13 protein-coding genes and 1 pseudogene are annotated in these 17,228 nt (G+C 63.7%); 7 read left to right on the top strand and 7 right to left on the bottom strand.

The features are described 5' to 3' along the window. Nucleotides 1-145: 145 nt before the first annotated feature. The 4 genes from CI785_RS05790 to CI785_RS05775 are packed head-to-tail and all read right to left on the bottom strand — an operon-like array spanning nt 146 to nt 4,478. Nucleotides 146-1,027: a GntR family transcriptional regulator gene (locus tag CI785_RS05790; RefSeq protein WP_170068214.1), complete on the bottom strand. Its 882-nt coding sequence runs from the start codon at nt 1,025-1,027 to the stop codon at nt 146-148. Nucleotides 1,028-1,069: 42 nt separating this feature from the next. Continuing rightward, nucleotides 1,070-2,095, bottom strand: a complete 1,026-nt coding sequence (gene pdxA, locus CI785_RS05785; protein ID WP_105031141.1) for a 4-hydroxythreonine-4-phosphate dehydrogenase PdxA — start codon at nt 2,093-2,095, stop codon at nt 1,070-1,072. Further along, nucleotides 2,092-3,396, bottom strand: a complete 1,305-nt coding sequence (locus CI785_RS17025; RefSeq protein ID WP_170068213.1) for a four-carbon acid sugar kinase family protein — start codon at nt 3,394-3,396, stop codon at nt 2,092-2,094. The genes pdxA and CI785_RS17025 overlap by 4 nt, the downstream gene beginning before the upstream one ends. Beyond that, nucleotides 3,393-4,478 carry a 2-keto-3-deoxygluconate permease gene (locus tag CI785_RS05775; RefSeq protein WP_105031140.1) on the bottom strand — a complete coding sequence of 362 codons (1,086 nt, stop codon included), beginning with the start codon at nt 4,476-4,478 and terminating at the stop codon, nt 3,393-3,395. Before CI785_RS05775 ends, CI785_RS17025 begins: the two co-directional genes overlap by 4 nt. 250 nt (nt 4,479-4,728) lie before the next feature. Between CI785_RS05775 and CI785_RS05770 the strand changes: the two genes are divergently transcribed. Further along, nucleotides 4,729-5,541, top strand: coding sequence for a glycosyltransferase (locus CI785_RS05770; protein WP_157940179.1), 813 nt, complete (start codon nt 4,729-4,731; stop codon nt 5,539-5,541). Continuing rightward, complete coding sequence (locus CI785_RS05765) at nt 5,535-6,548, top strand: glycosyltransferase (protein WP_105031138.1); 1,014 nt, start codon at nt 5,535-5,537, stop codon at nt 6,546-6,548. The genes CI785_RS05770 and CI785_RS05765 overlap by 7 nt, the downstream gene beginning before the upstream one ends. A 4-nt stretch (nt 6,549-6,552) precedes the next feature. On the opposite strand, the gene CI785_RS05760 is transcribed toward CI785_RS05765, so the two are convergent. Next, the gene (locus tag CI785_RS05760) at nt 6,553-7,467 is read right to left on the bottom strand and encodes a 2-hydroxyacid dehydrogenase (protein ID WP_105031137.1); all 915 of its coding nucleotides are present in this window, start codon (nt 7,465-7,467) and stop codon (nt 6,553-6,555) included. A 169-nt stretch (nt 7,468-7,636) separates the two neighbouring features. Between CI785_RS05760 and CI785_RS05755 the strand changes: the two genes are divergently transcribed. Then, nucleotides 7,637-9,019: a D-arabinono-1,4-lactone oxidase gene (locus CI785_RS05755; RefSeq protein ID WP_105031136.1), complete on the top strand. Its 1,383-nt coding sequence runs from the start codon at nt 7,637-7,639 to the stop codon at nt 9,017-9,019. A 45-nt stretch (nt 9,020-9,064) separates the two neighbouring features. Next, the gene (locus CI785_RS05750) at nt 9,065-9,895 is read left to right on the top strand and encodes a glycosyltransferase family 8 protein (protein WP_205753571.1); all 831 of its coding nucleotides are present in this window, start codon (nt 9,065-9,067) and stop codon (nt 9,893-9,895) included. A 117-nt stretch (nt 9,896-10,012) separates the two neighbouring features. Here CI785_RS05750 and CI785_RS17745 read toward each other — a convergent pair. Next, nucleotides 10,013-10,123: pseudogene (locus CI785_RS17745) on the bottom strand (hypothetical protein); the annotation flags it as partial. 120 nt (nt 10,124-10,243) lie between these two features. Further along, entirely contained in the window at nt 10,244-10,780 is a 537-nt protein-coding gene (locus CI785_RS05740) for a 2-keto-3-deoxygluconate permease (protein WP_105031134.1), read from the bottom strand. A 663-nt stretch (nt 10,781-11,443) separates the two neighbouring features. Between CI785_RS05740 and CI785_RS05735 the strand changes: the two genes are divergently transcribed. The 3 genes from CI785_RS05735 to CI785_RS17015 all read left to right on the top strand — a co-directional run bounded on the left by CI785_RS05735 (nt 11,444) and on the right by CI785_RS17015 (nt 16,930). After that, nucleotides 11,444-14,074 (top strand): Z1 domain-containing protein, encoded by a 2,631-nt coding sequence (locus CI785_RS05735; RefSeq protein ID WP_205753570.1) that lies wholly within the window; start codon nt 11,444-11,446, stop codon nt 14,072-14,074. Then, complete coding sequence (locus tag CI785_RS05730) at nt 14,064-15,065, top strand: PD-(D/E)XK motif protein (RefSeq protein ID WP_105031132.1); 1,002 nt, start codon at nt 14,064-14,066, stop codon at nt 15,063-15,065. Before CI785_RS05735 ends, CI785_RS05730 begins: the two co-directional genes overlap by 11 nt. Before the next feature lie 242 nt (nt 15,066-15,307). Next, the gene (locus CI785_RS17015; protein ID WP_157940178.1) at nt 15,308-16,930 is read left to right on the top strand and encodes a hypothetical protein; all 1,623 of its coding nucleotides are present in this window, start codon (nt 15,308-15,310) and stop codon (nt 16,928-16,930) included. Nucleotides 16,931-17,228: the final 298 nt, after the last annotated feature.

The following is a 17,228-nucleotide window of genomic DNA, read 5'->3' as shown; positions in this document are numbered from 1 at the left end:
TGAAGCCGTCCTACGACCGCGTTCCAGGTGCAACGAAGAAACGTTTTGAACGGGATCGTCTGCCAGGAGGGTTGATACTGCTCTACAGGGCAGCAGCACTGAGGCATGTGAAACGGCGTGGAATCAACGTCGAACGTGTGGTTGCCTATCGGCTCGAAGTGGAAAGCTGGTCGGCAAAGCGGAGCAGCTCAGCGGCCAGCTTGCGCGCCCTCTCTTCGATGGGATCAGTCGGGTCACCGGACGACGATGGAGCCGGACCGCTCAGCACGGCCGGTAGCTGAGCGTCCTGCTGGATATCGATGTCGAACACCACGTGGTCCGGGTGATGCCAGGTCGAGAACACCTCGACGGGCCGCCCGTTCTGGTCGAAACTCGTCCCCTCCAGCAGGAGCACGGGTGACGACGCCCCCAACTCGAGCAGGCGCAGGAGGTCCTGGTCGCCGGGAACGGCCCGGATCTGCCGCTTCCCGGAGGCGATTTGCACGCCGAACTTCTCCCCGAGCACGGCATGGAGGGACGCGTCGTGGAGATCCTCGGCGGTCAGGGAAGTAAACGCCGGCACAGGGAGCCAGGTGTGAATGACGGCGATGGGCACGCCGTCGGCTGTGCGCAGCCGCTCGAGCGCGAGCACCTGAGGCGTTCCGAGGACCGCCGTCGACGCATCGGCGTCCCGCACGGTCAGCGAGAGTACCTCGGTGCCGACGCTCGCGCCGGTGCTCCCGAGCTGCGCCGAGAGCCCAGAGGTGCGGTGCACGAGCCGGTGGTGCTCCCGTCGAGGGGCCACGGTGCTGCCGCGTCCGCGTCCACGCTCGATCAGCCCTTCATCGGCCAGTGCACCGAGGGCCTGCCGGACCACGGACCGGGAGACGCCGTACCGCACCTGCAGCTGTGCCTCGCTGGGCAGCGAGGTGCCGGGCGGCAGCGAGTGATTCATGATCTGCGCCCGCAGGTGACCGCGGACCTGGAGGTGCAGCGGCTCGCCGCTGTCGGCGTCGAGCGGGCGTCCCGGGGCGTCAGGCGTCTTCATTCCAGCCATTATGGCCTGTTCCGCCCCGGGGCCCGCCCGTCCCTACTTCTTCTGCGCGGTCCGCCAGACGTGATCCCACCCCGGCGCCAGCGCAGCAGCTCGGCGCATCGACAGCACCAGGCTCGCCTCGCGGGCGATGCCCTGGCCGGCGATGTCGAACGCCGTGCCGTGGTCCACCGAGACGCGGACGACGGGCAGCCCGACGGTGATGTTCACGCCGTCGTCGCCGTAGACCGCCTTGAAGGGTGCGTGCCCCTGGTCGTGGTAGCAGGCGATGACCATGTTCCACTTGCCCTTGACCGCGGCGGGGATGAGCGCGTCCGCGGGGATGGGCCCGTGCACGTTGATGCCCTTCTCCCGGGCGGCGGTGACGGCCGGGGCGAGGATGTCCGCGTCCTCGTCGCCGAACAGGCGGTTCTCGCCGGCATGCGGATTTAGGCCGGCGAGGCCGATCGGCTCGTCCGGGTTGCCCAGCGCCTTGGTGAACGCGCTGACGAGCTCGATCACGTTGGTGGTGCGCTCGGGCGTGACGTCCTCGATGGCCTGGCGCAGGGAGACGTGGGTGGTGAGGTGGAAGAAGTAGAGGTCGCCCGCGGACAGGACGAGGCTGAAGTTCTCGACGCCGAACTCGTGCGCGAGCAGCTCCGTGTGGCCGGGCCACTTGTGCCCGCCGGCGTGCATCGCGGCCTTATTGAGGGGCGCGGTGACGATGCCCTGGACCTTGCCCTCGCGGGCGAGCCGGCAGGCCTCGACGACGAAGCGGTAGGAGCCGTCGCCCGCAGCGGGGCTGAGCTCGCCGAGCTTCACGTCCGCCAGTGACGGGCCGGTCTGCAGGAGTTCGATGATGCCGGCCTCGTTCGTCGCGTCCTCGATCGAGGACAGCACGCGGACCTTGTCCGGGTCGCCGCCCACATTGGTGACGCCTTGGCGCATCGCGGCCTCGTCGCCGATGACGACGGGCCTGCACTCCTGCCGGACGTCGTCGTGCCCGAGGAGGGACTTCGCGGTGATCTCCGGCCCGATGCCGGCGACGTCGCCGAGGGTGACGGCGAGGGTGGGGATGCTCATAAGGATGCCTCCGTTGACTGGGCGAGCGTGCGGGTCAGTGTCTGGGTGAGTTCGGTGACGGTGTCGAGCAGGGCGGTGACCGGCCCAAAGCCGCCGGCCTTCGTGACGACAATCTTTCCAGCCGCGGTGCCGCCTTCGACGACGCCGACCGGGATGCCCTCCTGGATGGCGCCGGTGATGCGCAGCGCCTGGGCCCGTGTGGCGTCGAGGACGGCACGGGCTCCGTCGCCGCCGACGAGCACGAGGGCGCCGACGGACGTGCGGGCCAGGGTCTGCTGCACCACCAACGCGAGGCTGTTCGCGATGGCGGTACCGCTGAGGGTTCCGGAACCGCCGACCGCCTCGGGGGAGGTGATGACGACGACTCGCGGCAGGGACTCCGGAACCTCGAGCTCTCCAGCTGCCCACTGGGCGAGCCGGTTCGGCTGGTCGAGCAGGGTCTCGTCGGGCTGCAGGATGCGGAGGTCGGCGGAGTCCAGTTGGGATTGCAAGTGGTCGGTCTGGGCGCGGGCGACGTCGTGCAGTGAGCTGACGACGACGACGATCCGCTGCCCCTGCGCGGCGGGTGCAAGTTCTGATGCGGCGTGTACTGCTCCGGCCACGGCCCAGGCTGCTGCCATGGCTGCGGCCAGCCCGGCGGAGCCGGCGGGTATTGCCGTCGGACCGGCGACGACGAGCGCGGCCGCAAGAGTGCGGAGGTCATCGTCGGACGCCGCATTGACGACCACGACGCCGTCGCGCGCCGCGTCCCGCAGTGTCTGCGCATCCCGGTCCGCAGAACCGCTGAGGCTGATCGTCGTGGTGCCGGGCAGAAGTTGTGAGAACTCACTGGTCGGAACCGGCGTGACCGGGTCCCGGCCCGCGGGGGAGTCCTCGACGGGTCCGCCATGCACCCGCAGCAGGCCGTCCTCGATCGTCCGCCCCATCGCCGGGTAGGCCGGGCATGCGACCGCGAAGCAGCCGGGGTGCCGCTCCTGCCACGCGTCGAGCGCGCCGGCCACCTGCGCCGGAACGCTGCCGCGCATGGTGGAGTCGATCTTCAGGTACAGGCGGTCGGCCCCGGCAGTGACGAGGTTCCTGATGGCGCTCGCCGTCGCTTGACGGGCGGCGACGGGTTCCATCGCGCGGGCGTCTGTGTTCACGGCCAGGGCGCTGCCCGGTGCCACCGAGTCCGGGAGCAGTTCGCCCAGCAGCAGCCGGGAGGACCAGCCAATGCGGGAGAACTGGACCACGGAGTCGGTGGCGCCGGTGACGTCGTCGGCAGCGATGCCGACGATCGGAGCGGGCTGCGCTTCCGTCACGCCTCGCCGTCCTGTTCGATTCGACGGGGACGGGTAATGGGTGCGGAGGGATCGCCGGCGGGAGGGAGCTCCGAAGCGGAGGTGGGGATGACATGCGCGGCGTCCTCCGTGTCCAGACCGCCCTGGCGCTTGAGCACCCAGGTGGCGAGGAGTGGCGCGAAGATGGCAGTGACCAGGACGGCGGAAGCGACCTGAGCGGTCGCGACTTCGACGAACGGAGCAAAGCTGGGGTCCGCAGCGGCGACGATGGCCGGCGTGGCGATCGAGTTGCCGGCCGTGGTCGCGGAGGCGATGCCGATGCCGGACTTGATGCCGCGCCGGAGGACGAACCGGTAGCCGATGTACACGAGGGTTCCGGTGATCAGGGTGGCGGCGATGCCGACGAAGATGCCGCCGATGCCACCGGCGATGACGTTGCGGAGGTCGATGCCGGTGCCGAGCGCAAAGGCGAAGAAGGGGATGACGATGTTCGGCACGGGCCGCATGACCTCGGTCCACTTCGCGTCGAGGTTGCCGACGATGAAGCCGAGAATCAGGGGGATGACGGCGGCGAGCAGGGTGAGGAACGGGATGTTGCCGAGGCCCGACATGCCGAGGAACAGCAGGGTGAAGAAGGGGCCGTCGTTGATGGCGGAGGCCATGTAGGCGCCGCGGTCGCGGTAGTCGCCGTAGCGGCCGGTGAAGGCGAGCCAGAGGCCGCCGTTGCTGTTGTCGAAGCTGGCCAGCAGGGCGAGGATCGAGATGCCGAGGATGCCCTCGACGCCGACCAACAGACCGAGACCCGCGACGAGGGCGGCGGGGATGATCGTCTTGAACAGCAGGACCACGCCGGTGGTCGCGAGCACGGGACCCGACGCCTTGGCGGTGATCTGCATGCCGGTGGCGAAGATCAGGACGGCGATCAGGGGCAGGGCCGATTCGGCGAACAGGGCGGTGGTGAAGCTACCGAGTTCGAGGAAGCCGGGCGTAAATGTCCCGACCATCGAACCGAGGATCAGGGGGATCAGCATGAGCCCGCCGGGGATGCGGTTCATGCCGTCGAACAGGGGGATGCGGGACTTCGGAAGCGATTCGGCTGCCATTGGCGAATCTTCTCTCTGTGCGGGAGGTCTGTGTGGGCGGAGGGGTGCGTACAACTAGTACGGACACGATGTACTTACTGTAAGCCGCGTGGGGCACGTCACACAAGAAAGAGCCATCCGTTCGCTGGGCCTGGCAGAACTACTTCGTAGTCTTCGCTGCCGTGGCGCACGTCCACCTGACCTGACGGGAACCGATGTTGATCATCACGCTGAACGGCGACCGCGGGGGCCGCGCCGCCCGTGCCAAGCAGTGACCCCCTCCGCGACCGCCGCGTCGGCACTGGTGGTCATCCCCGCCTTCGGTTCGCCGGAGCTGACCGATGCGGTCGTGCACGACCTAGTCCGCGACAGGAGCGACCTCGACCCGGCCCTGCGCATCGTGGTGGTCGACAACGCCGGTGACTACGTCCTCCCTGAGGGGCGCATCGAGGTCCACCGCCCGGGGCGCAACCTGCGGTGGATCGGCGCCGCCAACTGGGCTCTGCAGACGGCGTCGCGCGATGGCCATGCGGTCTGCGTGGTGCTGAACAACGACATCCGGCTGTCGCCCGGGTTCCTCGATGGATTGCTCGCGCCCTTCTCCACAGCGGACGACATCGCGCTCGCGGCGGCCTGCTACGACGATTTCTGGCTCCACCAGCGGGCCTCTGCGATACCGGGTACCGCCGCGGAGTACGTCCCGCGCGACGTGTTGCGCGACGTCGACTTCTGTGACGGCACCGCCATAGCGTTCGCCGTCCCCCCCGTCGTCGGACTGGGAGGTCTGGACGATGTCACCTTCCCGCGGCACGGCTACGGCGCGGACATCGACCTGGCGATCCGCGTGCGGGCGGCCGGCCTGCGGTGCGTGGTCACGGAAGGCGCCTACGTCTCGCACCTGCGGCGGCAGACGATGAACCGGACCGGTCAGAGCTCCGAGGGCAACCGGGCGGAGATCCTCCATGGACTGGACGCCAAGTGGGGCGACGGGTGGCAGGCGGACGTCGGGCTCGGCCCGGACTCGTTCCCCGCCCACAACACCGGGAGCGGCGCGTCCTGGTACCTGACGGCTCCAACATGGTGAGCACTCCAGGGAAGATCGTCTACGCGGGTTTCGCCACGCGCCACCACAGCGGCGGCGTGCACGTAATGACCCAGCACGTCCGGCTGCTGCGTGAGCGTGGCCACGAGGCCTGGTTGTGGCTGCCCGACGCGGACGACCGCACCGACTGGATCTCCGACGACGTGCCCATGCTGTTCGGCAACACCACTGCGATCGGCGCCGACGACCTCCTGGTGCTGCCGGAGACACCGACCGTCCAGGGCCGCGATCCGGCACACGGAGCGCGCAAGGTCATCTTCAACCAGAACCACTTCTACACCTTCGCCGCCGGCGCGCCCGGCGAGGACTTCCCCGGCTGGACGCCGGCGCCCGCGATCTGGGTGGTGTCCGAGGAGAGCCGCGACGTGCTGTCCGCCGCGCTGCCCGGCCTGCCGGTGAGCGTGGTGCCCAACCCGGTCGACGGCGAGCTGTTCGCCCCCGACGCGACCGACCAGCTCCGGGTGAGCTGGTTCCCCCAGAAGCGGCCGCGGGAGGCCTCGCTGCTGAGGCGGCTGCTGGCCGACGAGCCACGACTCTCGGGAGTGGAGCTGGTGGAACTGGTCCAGGCCCCGCGGGCGGAGGTGGCCGCCACCCTGGCGGGCTCGGCGGTCTTCGTCGCCCTCGGGCACACCGAGAGCTACGGCCTGCCGGTCGCCGAGGCGCTGGCGTCGGGCTGCCTCGTGGTCGGGTACGACGGCGGCGGCGGGCACGAGCTGTTCGAGGCACCCGGTGCCTGGCGGGTCCCGGACCAGCGACCGCTGCTGATCCGCGACCGGGTGGCAGACCTGATCCAGGACCTCGACGCCCTGGCGCCGGTCCGCGAAGCCAATCGCCGCTGGGTGCTCGACCGCTACCCGTTCGCCCGGACCGGAGCGGCGCTGCAGGAGGCGGTCGCGGCCGCGCGGGCCCGGCCCGGCGCCGACGCCGTGGCCGTGCATCCGGTCGCCTGGCTCGACACCCTCGGCCCGCACTTCACGGCATATGCCTGAGGTCTCAGTGGGCACCCTTCACCACGTTGACGAGGTCCTCGCCGGCCACGTAGCGGCGCACCTGCGCGTTGACCAGCGCGAAGGCTCGTGGGCCGGACTGCGCGATCGAGCCGGCGGCGTGCGGGGTGATGATCAGGTTCGGAGCGGTCCACAGCGGGTGGTCGGCAGGCAGGGGCTCCGGTTCCATCACGTCCAGGGCGGCGCGCAGCCGCCCGGACGTCAGTTCCGCGAGCAGCGCCGAGGTGTCCACGACCTTGCCGCGCGCCACGTTGACCAGCAGGGCGCCGTCGGGCATCCGGGACAGGAACTCCGCGTCGACGAGACCTGTGGTGGCCTCCGTGAGCGGAACGGTCAGCACCACCACGTCGGCCTCGGGCAGCAGGCCCGGCAGCTCCGAGGTGGCGTGGATGCCGACTCGTGCGGTGTGCGCCACGAACACGGGAACGACGTCGAAGCTCCGCAGGCGGCGGGCGGTCTGCTCTCCGAGGTCACCGGCGCCGATGATCAGGACGCGCTTGTCGCGCAGGTCGTCGGCCTCCATCGGGTCCCAGCGGCCCTGTCGCTGCGCTTCCCCGAAGTGGGGCAGCCGACGCAGCGTGGCCAGGACGACGGCGAGGACCAGTTCGGCGACAGCCGGGCCGTGCACGCCACGCGCGCTGCACAGGGTCACACCGTCCGGGACGTGCTCGAAGATGTCCTCGACGCCGGCACTCGTCAGCTGGGTGACCTCGAGCTTCGGCATGGCGGCGAACTTCCCGGCGAGGTCGGTGGAGTCCTCGACCTGCGGCACCCAGAAGACGGTCTCCGCCAGCCGCTCAGGCTTCTCGCCCCCGCCGTCCCAGACGATCACCTCGACCCCGTCGGGAAGGGCTCCGAGGAGATCGCGGGCATTCGGATCGGGTACGCAGACGACAGTCATTTCGTCAGTGTAAACATCCCCTTGACGAGGCAGGGCTGTGGTGTCCGCAGGACTCCTACAGAACTGAGAAATTCATCCACGGTGGCCGGAAACACCCGTGCCCGATGGATCAGCCGCGCCCGTCGGTGCGGCTTCGAAGGCAGAACCGAACTTCCACAGGAGACTCGTCATGGCCATCACACAGCTCACCTACCCCCACCAGGAGCCGGAGCTCACCGGCGAGGACATCCGGCTCCGCAACTGGGCCTGGAACTCCCGGCTGGGCCTGCCCGGCTCGGTCGTCGCGCCGGCCAGCGAGGCGGAGCTGTGCGACTTCCTGTCCACCAGTGACGGGCGGGTCCGGATGATCGGGAGTCGGATGTCGCCCGGCAGGATGATCGAGGTCGCGGACGGAGCCGGCACGCTCCTGGACCTGAGCAGGCTGAGCGGTCTGATCTCCAGCACCGATGACACCGCGACCTTCGCCGGCTCGACCTCGCTGGCCGAGGTGTACGCGTTCCTCACCGCGCGGGGGCAGATGCTGGACGCCTCACCCGGGGTGATCGCCGAGCAGACGCTGGCCGGCGCCCTGTCGACCGGAACCCACGGTCAAGGGCTGCAGCAGAGCTCGATCGCCGGCGCCGCGCTGGCCATCCGCATGGTGCTGGCCGACGGCACGGTCGCGGAGTTCGACCATGACCACCCGGACTTCCCCGCGGTCCAGCTCGGCCTCGGCTCACTGGGCGTGATCACCGCCGTGACGTTGCGCGCACGGGAGTCGATGATCTACACCTGCGTGAAGAAGGCTGTCGACGCGGGCACACTCGAAACGGACCTGGAGACCTGGAACCGGGAGAACATCCTGGTCAAGGCGTGGTGGTTCCCCCAGGAAAACCAGGTGCAGGCGTGGACCGCCAACGAGGCGTCCGACGACGAGGTCTCCCGGTACCGGGCCGGTGGCAGTCAGCTCGTGGAGTACGCGACGACCGATACGTCCATGAACAGCACGATCGAGGCAACGCTGCAGCACCTCCGCGACGACAGCAAGGGCGTCGCCGACAACGGCAAGTCGCTCCGCACGGTGTCGCGCTTCCGGGACTTCACCGACGTCACGGGTGACATCTACCAGGTGTTCTGCAAGGGGATCGCGACCCCTCAGATCAACGTGGAGATCGCCATTCCGCTCGCCCGGGCCGGAGCTGTCATCAGGAAGATCAAGGACTGGCATGCGGAGACCCGCCCCCGCATGCACTACCCGGTGATCCTGCGCTGCACCGGCGCGTCCGAGGGATGGCTGAGCCCGTCCAACGGCCAGGACACCTGCTACTTCGGCTTCGTGGTCTACTACGCGGCGGACGGTTCGCTGTCCGAGGAGGGGAACAGCTTCCTCCGGGCCGTGGAGCGGGCCCTGGCCGAGGAGGGTGGCAGGCCGCACTGGGGCAAGTACTTCGACGAGTCCCTCTACGACTGGCCGGCGCTCTACCCCCAGTGGGAAGCCTTCCGCCGGGTGCGCGAGGCGCTGGACCCCGAGCACCGCTTCGCAAATGCCTTCACCGATGCGCTCCTCGACTGACCCGACCCGCCCACTAGGACAGGAACACCACCAATGAATGCCTGGGTGACCTTATCGACTCAACCCGACTACCTGATCGGGGTCCGGACGCTGCGTGCCTCGCTCGCGGCCTCCGGCAGCACCATCCCCCTCGTGGTCATGGTGACCGAGGGGATCGACGAGCAGGCCCGGCGCCTCCTGCAGGACGACGGGTGCCTCCTGCGCGACGTGGCACCGTTGCGTCCTGCCGGCGGGTCGGCGGACAGCTACGCCAACTCCCGGTTCGCGGAGGTGTGGACCAAGCTGGCTGTCTGGGGCCTCACGGAGTTCGAGCGCGTCGTCTTCCTGGACGCCGACATGCTGGTGACGCGGAACATGGACGAGCTGTTCTCGCTGGACCTGGCCGACGGCGCCATCGCCGCCTGCCACGCCTGCCGGTGCAACCCCAATCGGATCGCGAGCTATCCGGCGAGCTGGCGGCCCGAGACCTGCTTCTACACGCACTGCCGCGGCGGGGACCACGTCACCGAACCGGGGGCGATGGACAACTACCTGAACGGCGGCTTCCTCGTACTGTCGCCCGACGAGGCCGTCCTCGCCGACATGGTGGGGCGGCTGGCGGCTGTTGAGGACCTCTCGCACTACCCGTTCGCGGAGCAGGACTTCCTCAACGAGTTCTACCGCGACCGCTGGCAGCCGCTGCCCTACGTGTACAACGCGCTGAAGACCCTGCCGCACCAGCACCCGTCGGTCTGGGATCCGGCGTCGGTGAAGAACATCCACTACATCATCGACAAGCCGTGGGCGAAGCCGCTCGACCCCACCGACCGGTACGTCGAGGTGAACCGGCTCTGGTGGAAGATGGCCGCCACCTTGGGCGCACCCGTCCGCTCCTGACCCCGCAGGCGAAGGTGCTAGGTCCGATCCCGCTGTGAGGTCCGGGATCGAACAGGACGGCGTGCCGTTCGAAGCCGGCCCGCACGTCGCACACGTTGGCGATGTCCGGGGGAGATGCTAATTACCTGCAGCCTTGTTGCGGCTGAGCTCCACGGGTCCATCCACGGCGAGCCGGTTGAGTGCCTCGCGGATCGGGATCCTGTTCGCGCCGATTCGCGAGGTGAGCGTCGTCTCGCGTAGCTACGCCCCCGCGGGCAGCTTGCCCGACGCGATCGGCGCTTGCCTAGCCATAGACGGAATCGTCGGCGATGTCCGCTGGAGGTGCGGAAGAAGTCATGGCACGTCCGGCTACGACGCGGCGGCAAGCGTCGCTTGGGTTGCCCTGCGGGAGCCGGCCTTGGCGCCCCGGCGGAGGACGAAGCGGTAGCCGATGTACACCAGGGTGCCGGTGATGAGGGTGGCGGCGGTGCCGACGAAGATGCCGCTGATGTCGCCGGCGATGACGTTGCGGAGGTCGATGCCGGTGCCGAGGGCGAAGGCGAAGATCGGGATGACGATGCTCGGTACGGGCCGCATGACCTCGGTCCACTTGGCGTCGAGGCTGCCAATGATGAATCCGAGGATCACGGGGATGGCGGCGGCGAGCAGGGTGAGGAGGGTGAGGAAGGGGATGTTGCCGAGCCCGGCGACGAGGGCGGCGCGGATGATCGTGTTGAACAGCAGGACGCCGCCGGTGGTCGCGAGGACGGGGCCGGAGGCCTTGGCGGTGATCTGCATGCCGGTGGCGAAGATCAGCACGGCGATCAGCGGCAGGGCCGAGTCGGCGAACAGGGCGGTGGTGAAGCTGCCAAGTTCCAGAAAGCCCGGAAGCGCAGGTTTCGACAACCGAGCCGAGGATCACGGGATGAGCACGAGTCCGCCCAGGATGCGGGACTTCGCAAGCGATTCGGCTGCCATGGCGAATCTTCTTTCTGTGCGGACGGAGGGGTGCATGCAACTAGTGGGGACACGATGTGCCAAGGGTGGGGCAGTGCAATCCTTATATAAGGATGAGGACTATCCGATCCTCCGTCCTATCGCCCCGCTGCCATGAGTTCTGGCGCCCAAGCTCGTTCCCCGTGCCAAGCGCGCGGGGGACAGGACGCGACTCGGAACGGGCGCTACTGAGCAGTCTCGCGTTACGGACTAGGATGCCGTTCGGGACAGGCCAGCTATGCATGCTGTAGGTTCGCCGTCATACAGATGACCGTGGTTTAGAAGCAGACATACAACCCAGCCGCTCGGACCTCAACCTGGCGGGGGCAGATCGGCCCTGTAAATCCCGAGCCGACTATCGCTGAGCCTGCACAAACTGTACCGACTTCGTGCGCGGTATTGTTCAGATGAATGGACTGAATGCTCGGATTGGATCTGAGAGTAAGTGGCGCAGGTAGTGGGCTGGCAGCTCGCCAACACTGCATCCTCACGGCGCACCGGGTCATCGGTTAGGATTTCAGGGATTAGCCGTGGGAGGACCTCGGTAGTCACTGACTAGCAATATTGGGGATGATGATGTCAGATACAACTTCCGCTTGGAGCGATCAGCATGAGGTTTGCCTCGAGCAGCTTCACAGCATGATGACTGGTCAGCAAAAAACCGTTCAGCAGGCGGCGAACCTGCTGAAAAAGATCACTCGGGACGAAGACCTCATTGACGAAGTTGTCGCGAAGCACTTGGAGATTGCAGCAAAGATACAGACCCACGGCGGGCCTACCGTATTCGATGCAAACGGCAAAGAGGATCCTTGGTACACCGGACCACAGGAAGGAGACAAATTTTGGCCAGCCCTGCGCACGTCACTCGAAGCGGACCAGCGCTGGGCGCCCGCCGTTCCGTCCCTCGACAAAACATCGACTGACGTGCTGAGTCGGCTTGGAAACCCCACGAGCGACAGGATAACGACGCGTGGGCTGGTACTCGGATACGTACAGTCCGGTAAGACGGCAAACTTTACCGCAACGATTACTAAGGCAGCCGATGCTGGCTACCGTCTTTTCATCGTTCTCTCTGGAGTGCACAATTCTCTAAGGCGCCAAACACAGCAGCGGCTCGAAAATCAAATTACACGTTTGAACCCAGTGGATTGGGCCACATTAACAACTGAGTTCGCAGACTTCGGGAATCCGGTGCAGGGCCTGCCAATGCTCGCTGGATCTCAGCTCCGCCTTCTTGCGGTAGTGAAGAAAAATGTCACTAGGTTATCCAATCTGCTCACCTGGCTGACAAAGGCTAACGAGTCTGGCGGCTTGGCCAATTGCCCAATCCTCATCATAGACGATGAGGCAGACCAAGCAACCCCAAATTCCTCAAAGAACCCAGACCTAGATCGAACCAAGATACATGAAAAAATAGTAGAATTGCTTAAGTTTCCCAAAGTGGCCTATCTTGGCTATACCGCTACGCCCTTTGCGAACATCCTATCTAACCCCGCTGACCCCTTCGGTATCTACCCACGGAGCTTTATTTACTCACTCCCGCGCCCTGCGGGATACTTCGGCGCAGAAGAGCTGTTTGGGGCGGCAGTCCCTGAAGAGAATGCAACCGCCGACCAGCAGCCACACGATATGATCCGTCATATCAGCTGGGAAGAAGCTGGCGCTTACAAAGTGAAAGCTAAGCAACCGTACACTCCTCTGGTTACTAAATCACTAGCTGACGCCGTTCGCTGGTTCATCATGGCGACAGCCGCTCGACGCTTTCGGCAGGGACACGCTGACCATTCGAGCATGCTGATTCACACCACAATGCGTGTACAGCCGCAACTGGACATGATCCCTGTAATTCAAAAGTTTGTTCGCAGCTTGAGCACAGAGTGGGCCTCTGGAAATGTGCAGCCCTGGCGCGCTCAGTGGGAGACCGAGATAGAAGCGGAGCCAGCATCACGTCACGGTCTAGCGCCTGTGTCTTTCGAAGAGATGTCTACGGGCGTGACCGGCGTGCTGAGCAGAATCCATGTACTCGCAGATAACGGTTCCTCCAGCGAGAGACTCCTTTACACCGCGGATCCGGCCACGGTTATAGCGATTGGAGGAAACACCCTTTCGCGTGGCCTTACCTTAGAAGGGCTGGTGTCCTCCTTCTTCCTTCGAGAGAGTCGGAATTATGATAGTACGCTCCAAATGGGACGCTGGTTCGGATACAGGCCCGGATATGCAGACTTGCCGCGAATCTGGACTTCGAAAGATCTGGCGTCGGACTTCGAGTTTCTTTCGGATGTCGAGTATTCCATCAGATCTGACATATCGCGGTATTCTGGCGGAGTTGCTACTCCTCGCGAGCTCGCGGTGCGCATTCAACTTCACCCGAAGTTGAAGATTACGTCAGCGCTGAAGATGTATTATGCCGTCAGGGCAACCTCATCCTACAGCGAGCAGCGACCGCAAACCATTCATTTCAGCCATCGGAATGCAGAAATTGCGCTCCATAACCGGCGCGCCACCGATCTCCTGTTGCGGGATGCACTCAAGTATGGGTACCCGAACAGGGACGGTAGGGCTTCACTCTTAGTAAATAAAGTTCCTGTAGACGTGATATCAGCATTCCTGGAAGAATATGAATTTCACCCGAGCAGCGAAATGTCGGATGACACGCTGCTGGGCTACATCAAGGAACAAAATGCTTTTGGGTCACTTCTCGAGTGGAACGTGGCCGTAGCGGGGCTTCAACGAAACTCGCAGAGCCTCGGTACTGTCTCTTTGAACGGAGCAGACTACAACCTGATCAATCGTGCTCGACTGAAAAATGGGTCGGACGAGAGTACGGCCTACATCAAGGCTTTGATGTCTCCCGCGGATCTCATTCTCGACATGCCGAACGCAAGTGAGATCGGCGCCCAGAAGAATGCCAGGGAAATGCGCAACGAATGCGCCGTTCCCTTACTCCTCATATACCCAATCTCGAAAGATTCCGTTCCGGAGTCATCTTCGAAGGCGCGGGAACCGTTGGATGCCGTCGAACACCAGATAGGGCTTGGTCTGAGTCTCCCAGCGGCCGCTCCCGATTCAGAGCCGAAGGACATGGTGCAAGTCGACCTCAGCCGGGTTACGGCGAACGCTGGGTCAAACGACGAGCTAGACGAAGATTATGTATACGAAGATACTGAGGGCTCTCACAATGAGTTGAATCTCGATGCAGACTGACGTTGGTATTCAGACCGTCTGGTCGGTGCTGGGAATTGAGAAAGCCGGAGTTGCATACGACTTCCAGTGGGTTGATATCGAAGCCCGCGTGCAAGCTGGAGCTGTGCGCGCCGCCATTGACTCCGAAGGTCTTATGGGTTTGCTAATTCCACTAACTGCTAGCGACATAATTCAGAAGCACGATGGAGCTGCGGTTCGTATTAATCAGACGGTGATAGAAGGGCAGCAGTTCGCTTCTGTTTTTTGTACTCGTCCAGTACTCGAGGACATTTTTGCCCTCTTTGTCGAAGCAGTCACTCGGGAATTGCCAAGCACGGGACCGATCTCAGCTGCTCTTGACGACACCTACTACGCTTGGCGCGAGTTGTTGGCCGAGAAAGTTTCCCCCCAACTGTTGACTGCCGAGAAGCAGATTGGGCTGCTGGGTGAGTTGGCCGTTCTAACACAGTTGCTGTCGGTCGGAGCTCCGAGGTCGCTGGGATATTGGACGGGTCCCTTGAATAGTCAGCACGACTTCCGTTGCGGTGAGGACGCGTTGGAGGTGAAATCGACTTTCACCCGTGAGGGCCGCCGCGCGAAGGTCAGTGGGGCACTGCAACTGTGTGCCCCAGAGGAGGGAAGTTTGTACCTCGCTTGGTATCGATTCGAACCATCGATTGGCGGGAAATCGGTGCCGATGGCAGTACAGGAAGCACTTGAAATTGGTGCAGATAGGGCGATTATGAAGGCGCTACTTCGCCGTGCCGGGTACAACCCAGCGATGGAAGAAGACTATGCGTCTTTCAAGTACAAGGTTGTCGAGCACGGCATCTATCGAGTTGACGGCGATGTTTTTCCTCGGATCATACCTCGATCATTTGTGGCCCAGTCAGTGCCAGCAGGAACCTATGGGCTTAGTTACTTCATCGACCTCAGTGCGAGTGGTGACTCGCAACTTGACGATTCCGCTAAGACCACGCTTTTCTCACATTTAGCGGAGGTCGCGTTGTGACAGGTGCTTGGGTGCAGGAGCGCTACTCTCCCAGTGGAGGACTAGCGGCGGATGGCTTCTACAAACTATTGGGGCGGCCGTCGCTTGACCCGCTCACAGTTCTCGTACGAGAGACGGCTCAGAATAGCTGGGATGCCCGGATCGAGGGCCAGGCGGTCGAGTATACACTTGCCTTATCTTCAATCGGTGATGTTGCACGGCGTAAGTTCTCGGAGATCTTTTCGAAGGCAAACGTGCCCGGCTTGGACTTAGTGAGCTGGTTGGCCGATTCCGGATCGCTGAGTTTAGAGATTAGCGACCGCGGCACAAGGGGCTTGGGGGGCCCCCCGCAAGCGGATCTCGCCAGTCCAGAAGAGGTCTATGACTGGGTGGATTTCGTTCTGAATGTGGGTAAGCCAAACACCCAAGCAGGATCCGGTGGAACTTATGGGTTTGGAAAGACTATCTCATATGTCGTATCGAGAATAAATTCGATTGTTGTACATTCGAAGTCCCTCGTCGACGGATGCGCTGTGGAGCGTCTTATATTTGCCACGATAGGCGACCAGTTCAATGACAGCCGAGTGAATTTCACGGGAAGACACTGGTGGGGTCACTCAATCGTTGGCAATCCCTTGCCAATCGAAGGCGCCGAGGCAAGGGATATTGCATATCAACTTGGAATGATGCCTTTTGATGGTGACGAATTCGGCACGAATATATTGATTTTAGCGCCTGATTTAGGCACTAGGTCTCCCGGCCAAGCCATGAATTTCATCGCTGAGTCCATCCTATGGCACCTTTGGCCAAAGTTTGCGGATGGCGCGAGTTCTGCAATGCAGTTTTCCCTCCTTTTGGAAGGCCGTAGAGTTAGTATTCCAAAGATCGAAGATCGTCCCCCGCTCGATCGTTTTCGCAACGCCTATGCAATGATCCGAGATCAGTCAACGTCGCCAGGAGGTGAAGTCGTACTGGGCGGCACGCTGGATGTTGTTGGTCGTCGCCAACGACCAAAGCTGAACATTGGCGATCTCGCGGTGGTTCCTTATGTGCGTCAGTATCATGACTACAAAGTTGACGACGGATCTAACCCTTCTGACCCAAACGCTCCGCTACCTGCTCGCCCTCTGCCGTTGGGCGCAGTCAATCACGTAGTGCTACTTCGCTCTCCAGACCTCGTTGTTGAATATTCGGCCGGACCTGTCGCTCCGGATCCCGATCTTCAGTGGGCAGCGGTTTTCAAAGTGCGAGATGAGTACGACTCAGTCTTCGCTGCAGCTGAACCGCCCACTCACGATGCTTGGATTCCCGACTATGTGACAAAGACGTCGGATCGAGGCATCGTCAGGAAGTCTTTGCGTGACATTCACCAATCAATTAGTTCCCGGTGGAATCCCCTCGTTCCCGAGGAAGCGTCCGGCGGGTTGAGCACAGCAGAGGTAGCCATTTCCCTCAGCTCACTAGTCCTTGGGCTGGCAGCGTCGGGCCCAGGGATGCCTGAACGACGCGGTCGAAATGGAAAAAGTAGAGCGCGTCGACCTAGCTCGCCAGAGATAGCTTATGAGAAGAGCGAGATTACCGTCGAGGGCGACGTAGTCATGTCAACGGTGATCTTTCGGATAGTGCCTTTGAAGGACCGTGCGGTGACAAATATTGATATCGCAGTGGGAGTTGCTCTTGACGACTCGTCCATTGCGCACGACTTGGATCCTGCTTTGTCGCTGGTACATGTATCTGCGCCGGACGCGACGGCAGAGATTAAATCTGCTGCGGGGACGCTGACGCTAACTGGGGATGCGGAACGGCTTGCAAAGATATCGGCAAAGCATTCGTCTTGGAGCTCGATAGTGTGGTCTGTCGAACCGAGTGTTGGATTAGATTCATGAGACTAGTAACGCGCCCATTTCTGCTTCCCACGGAAGATGTCGTTCTACCTAGCGAGTGGGATACTAGGGAAGGTGTGGAGAGGGTTGCATTACCGCAGGAGATGTCAGGTTGGGACTACCAGACGAAGTTGTTCCTCTCGAGGTCTTTTGAGATCTCTGATAGATCGATAGTCGCTCAATGCCAGCTTGGTCTGAATGCTCGTTTGGGCTTAATTGTTACCGCTCGCTCGTCGACTACAAAAGTCGTACGCCCGATATGGAGCGACATCTGGGCGGCAGGTAGTAGAAACGAACCGAG

Origin of the sequence: Arthrobacter ruber (genome assembly GCF_002954225.1) — a bacterium.
Classification (GTDB): domain Bacteria; phylum Actinomycetota; class Actinomycetes; order Actinomycetales; family Micrococcaceae; genus Arthrobacter_D; species Arthrobacter_D ruber.
This window is presented reverse-complemented; position numbering and strand designations above follow the sequence as displayed.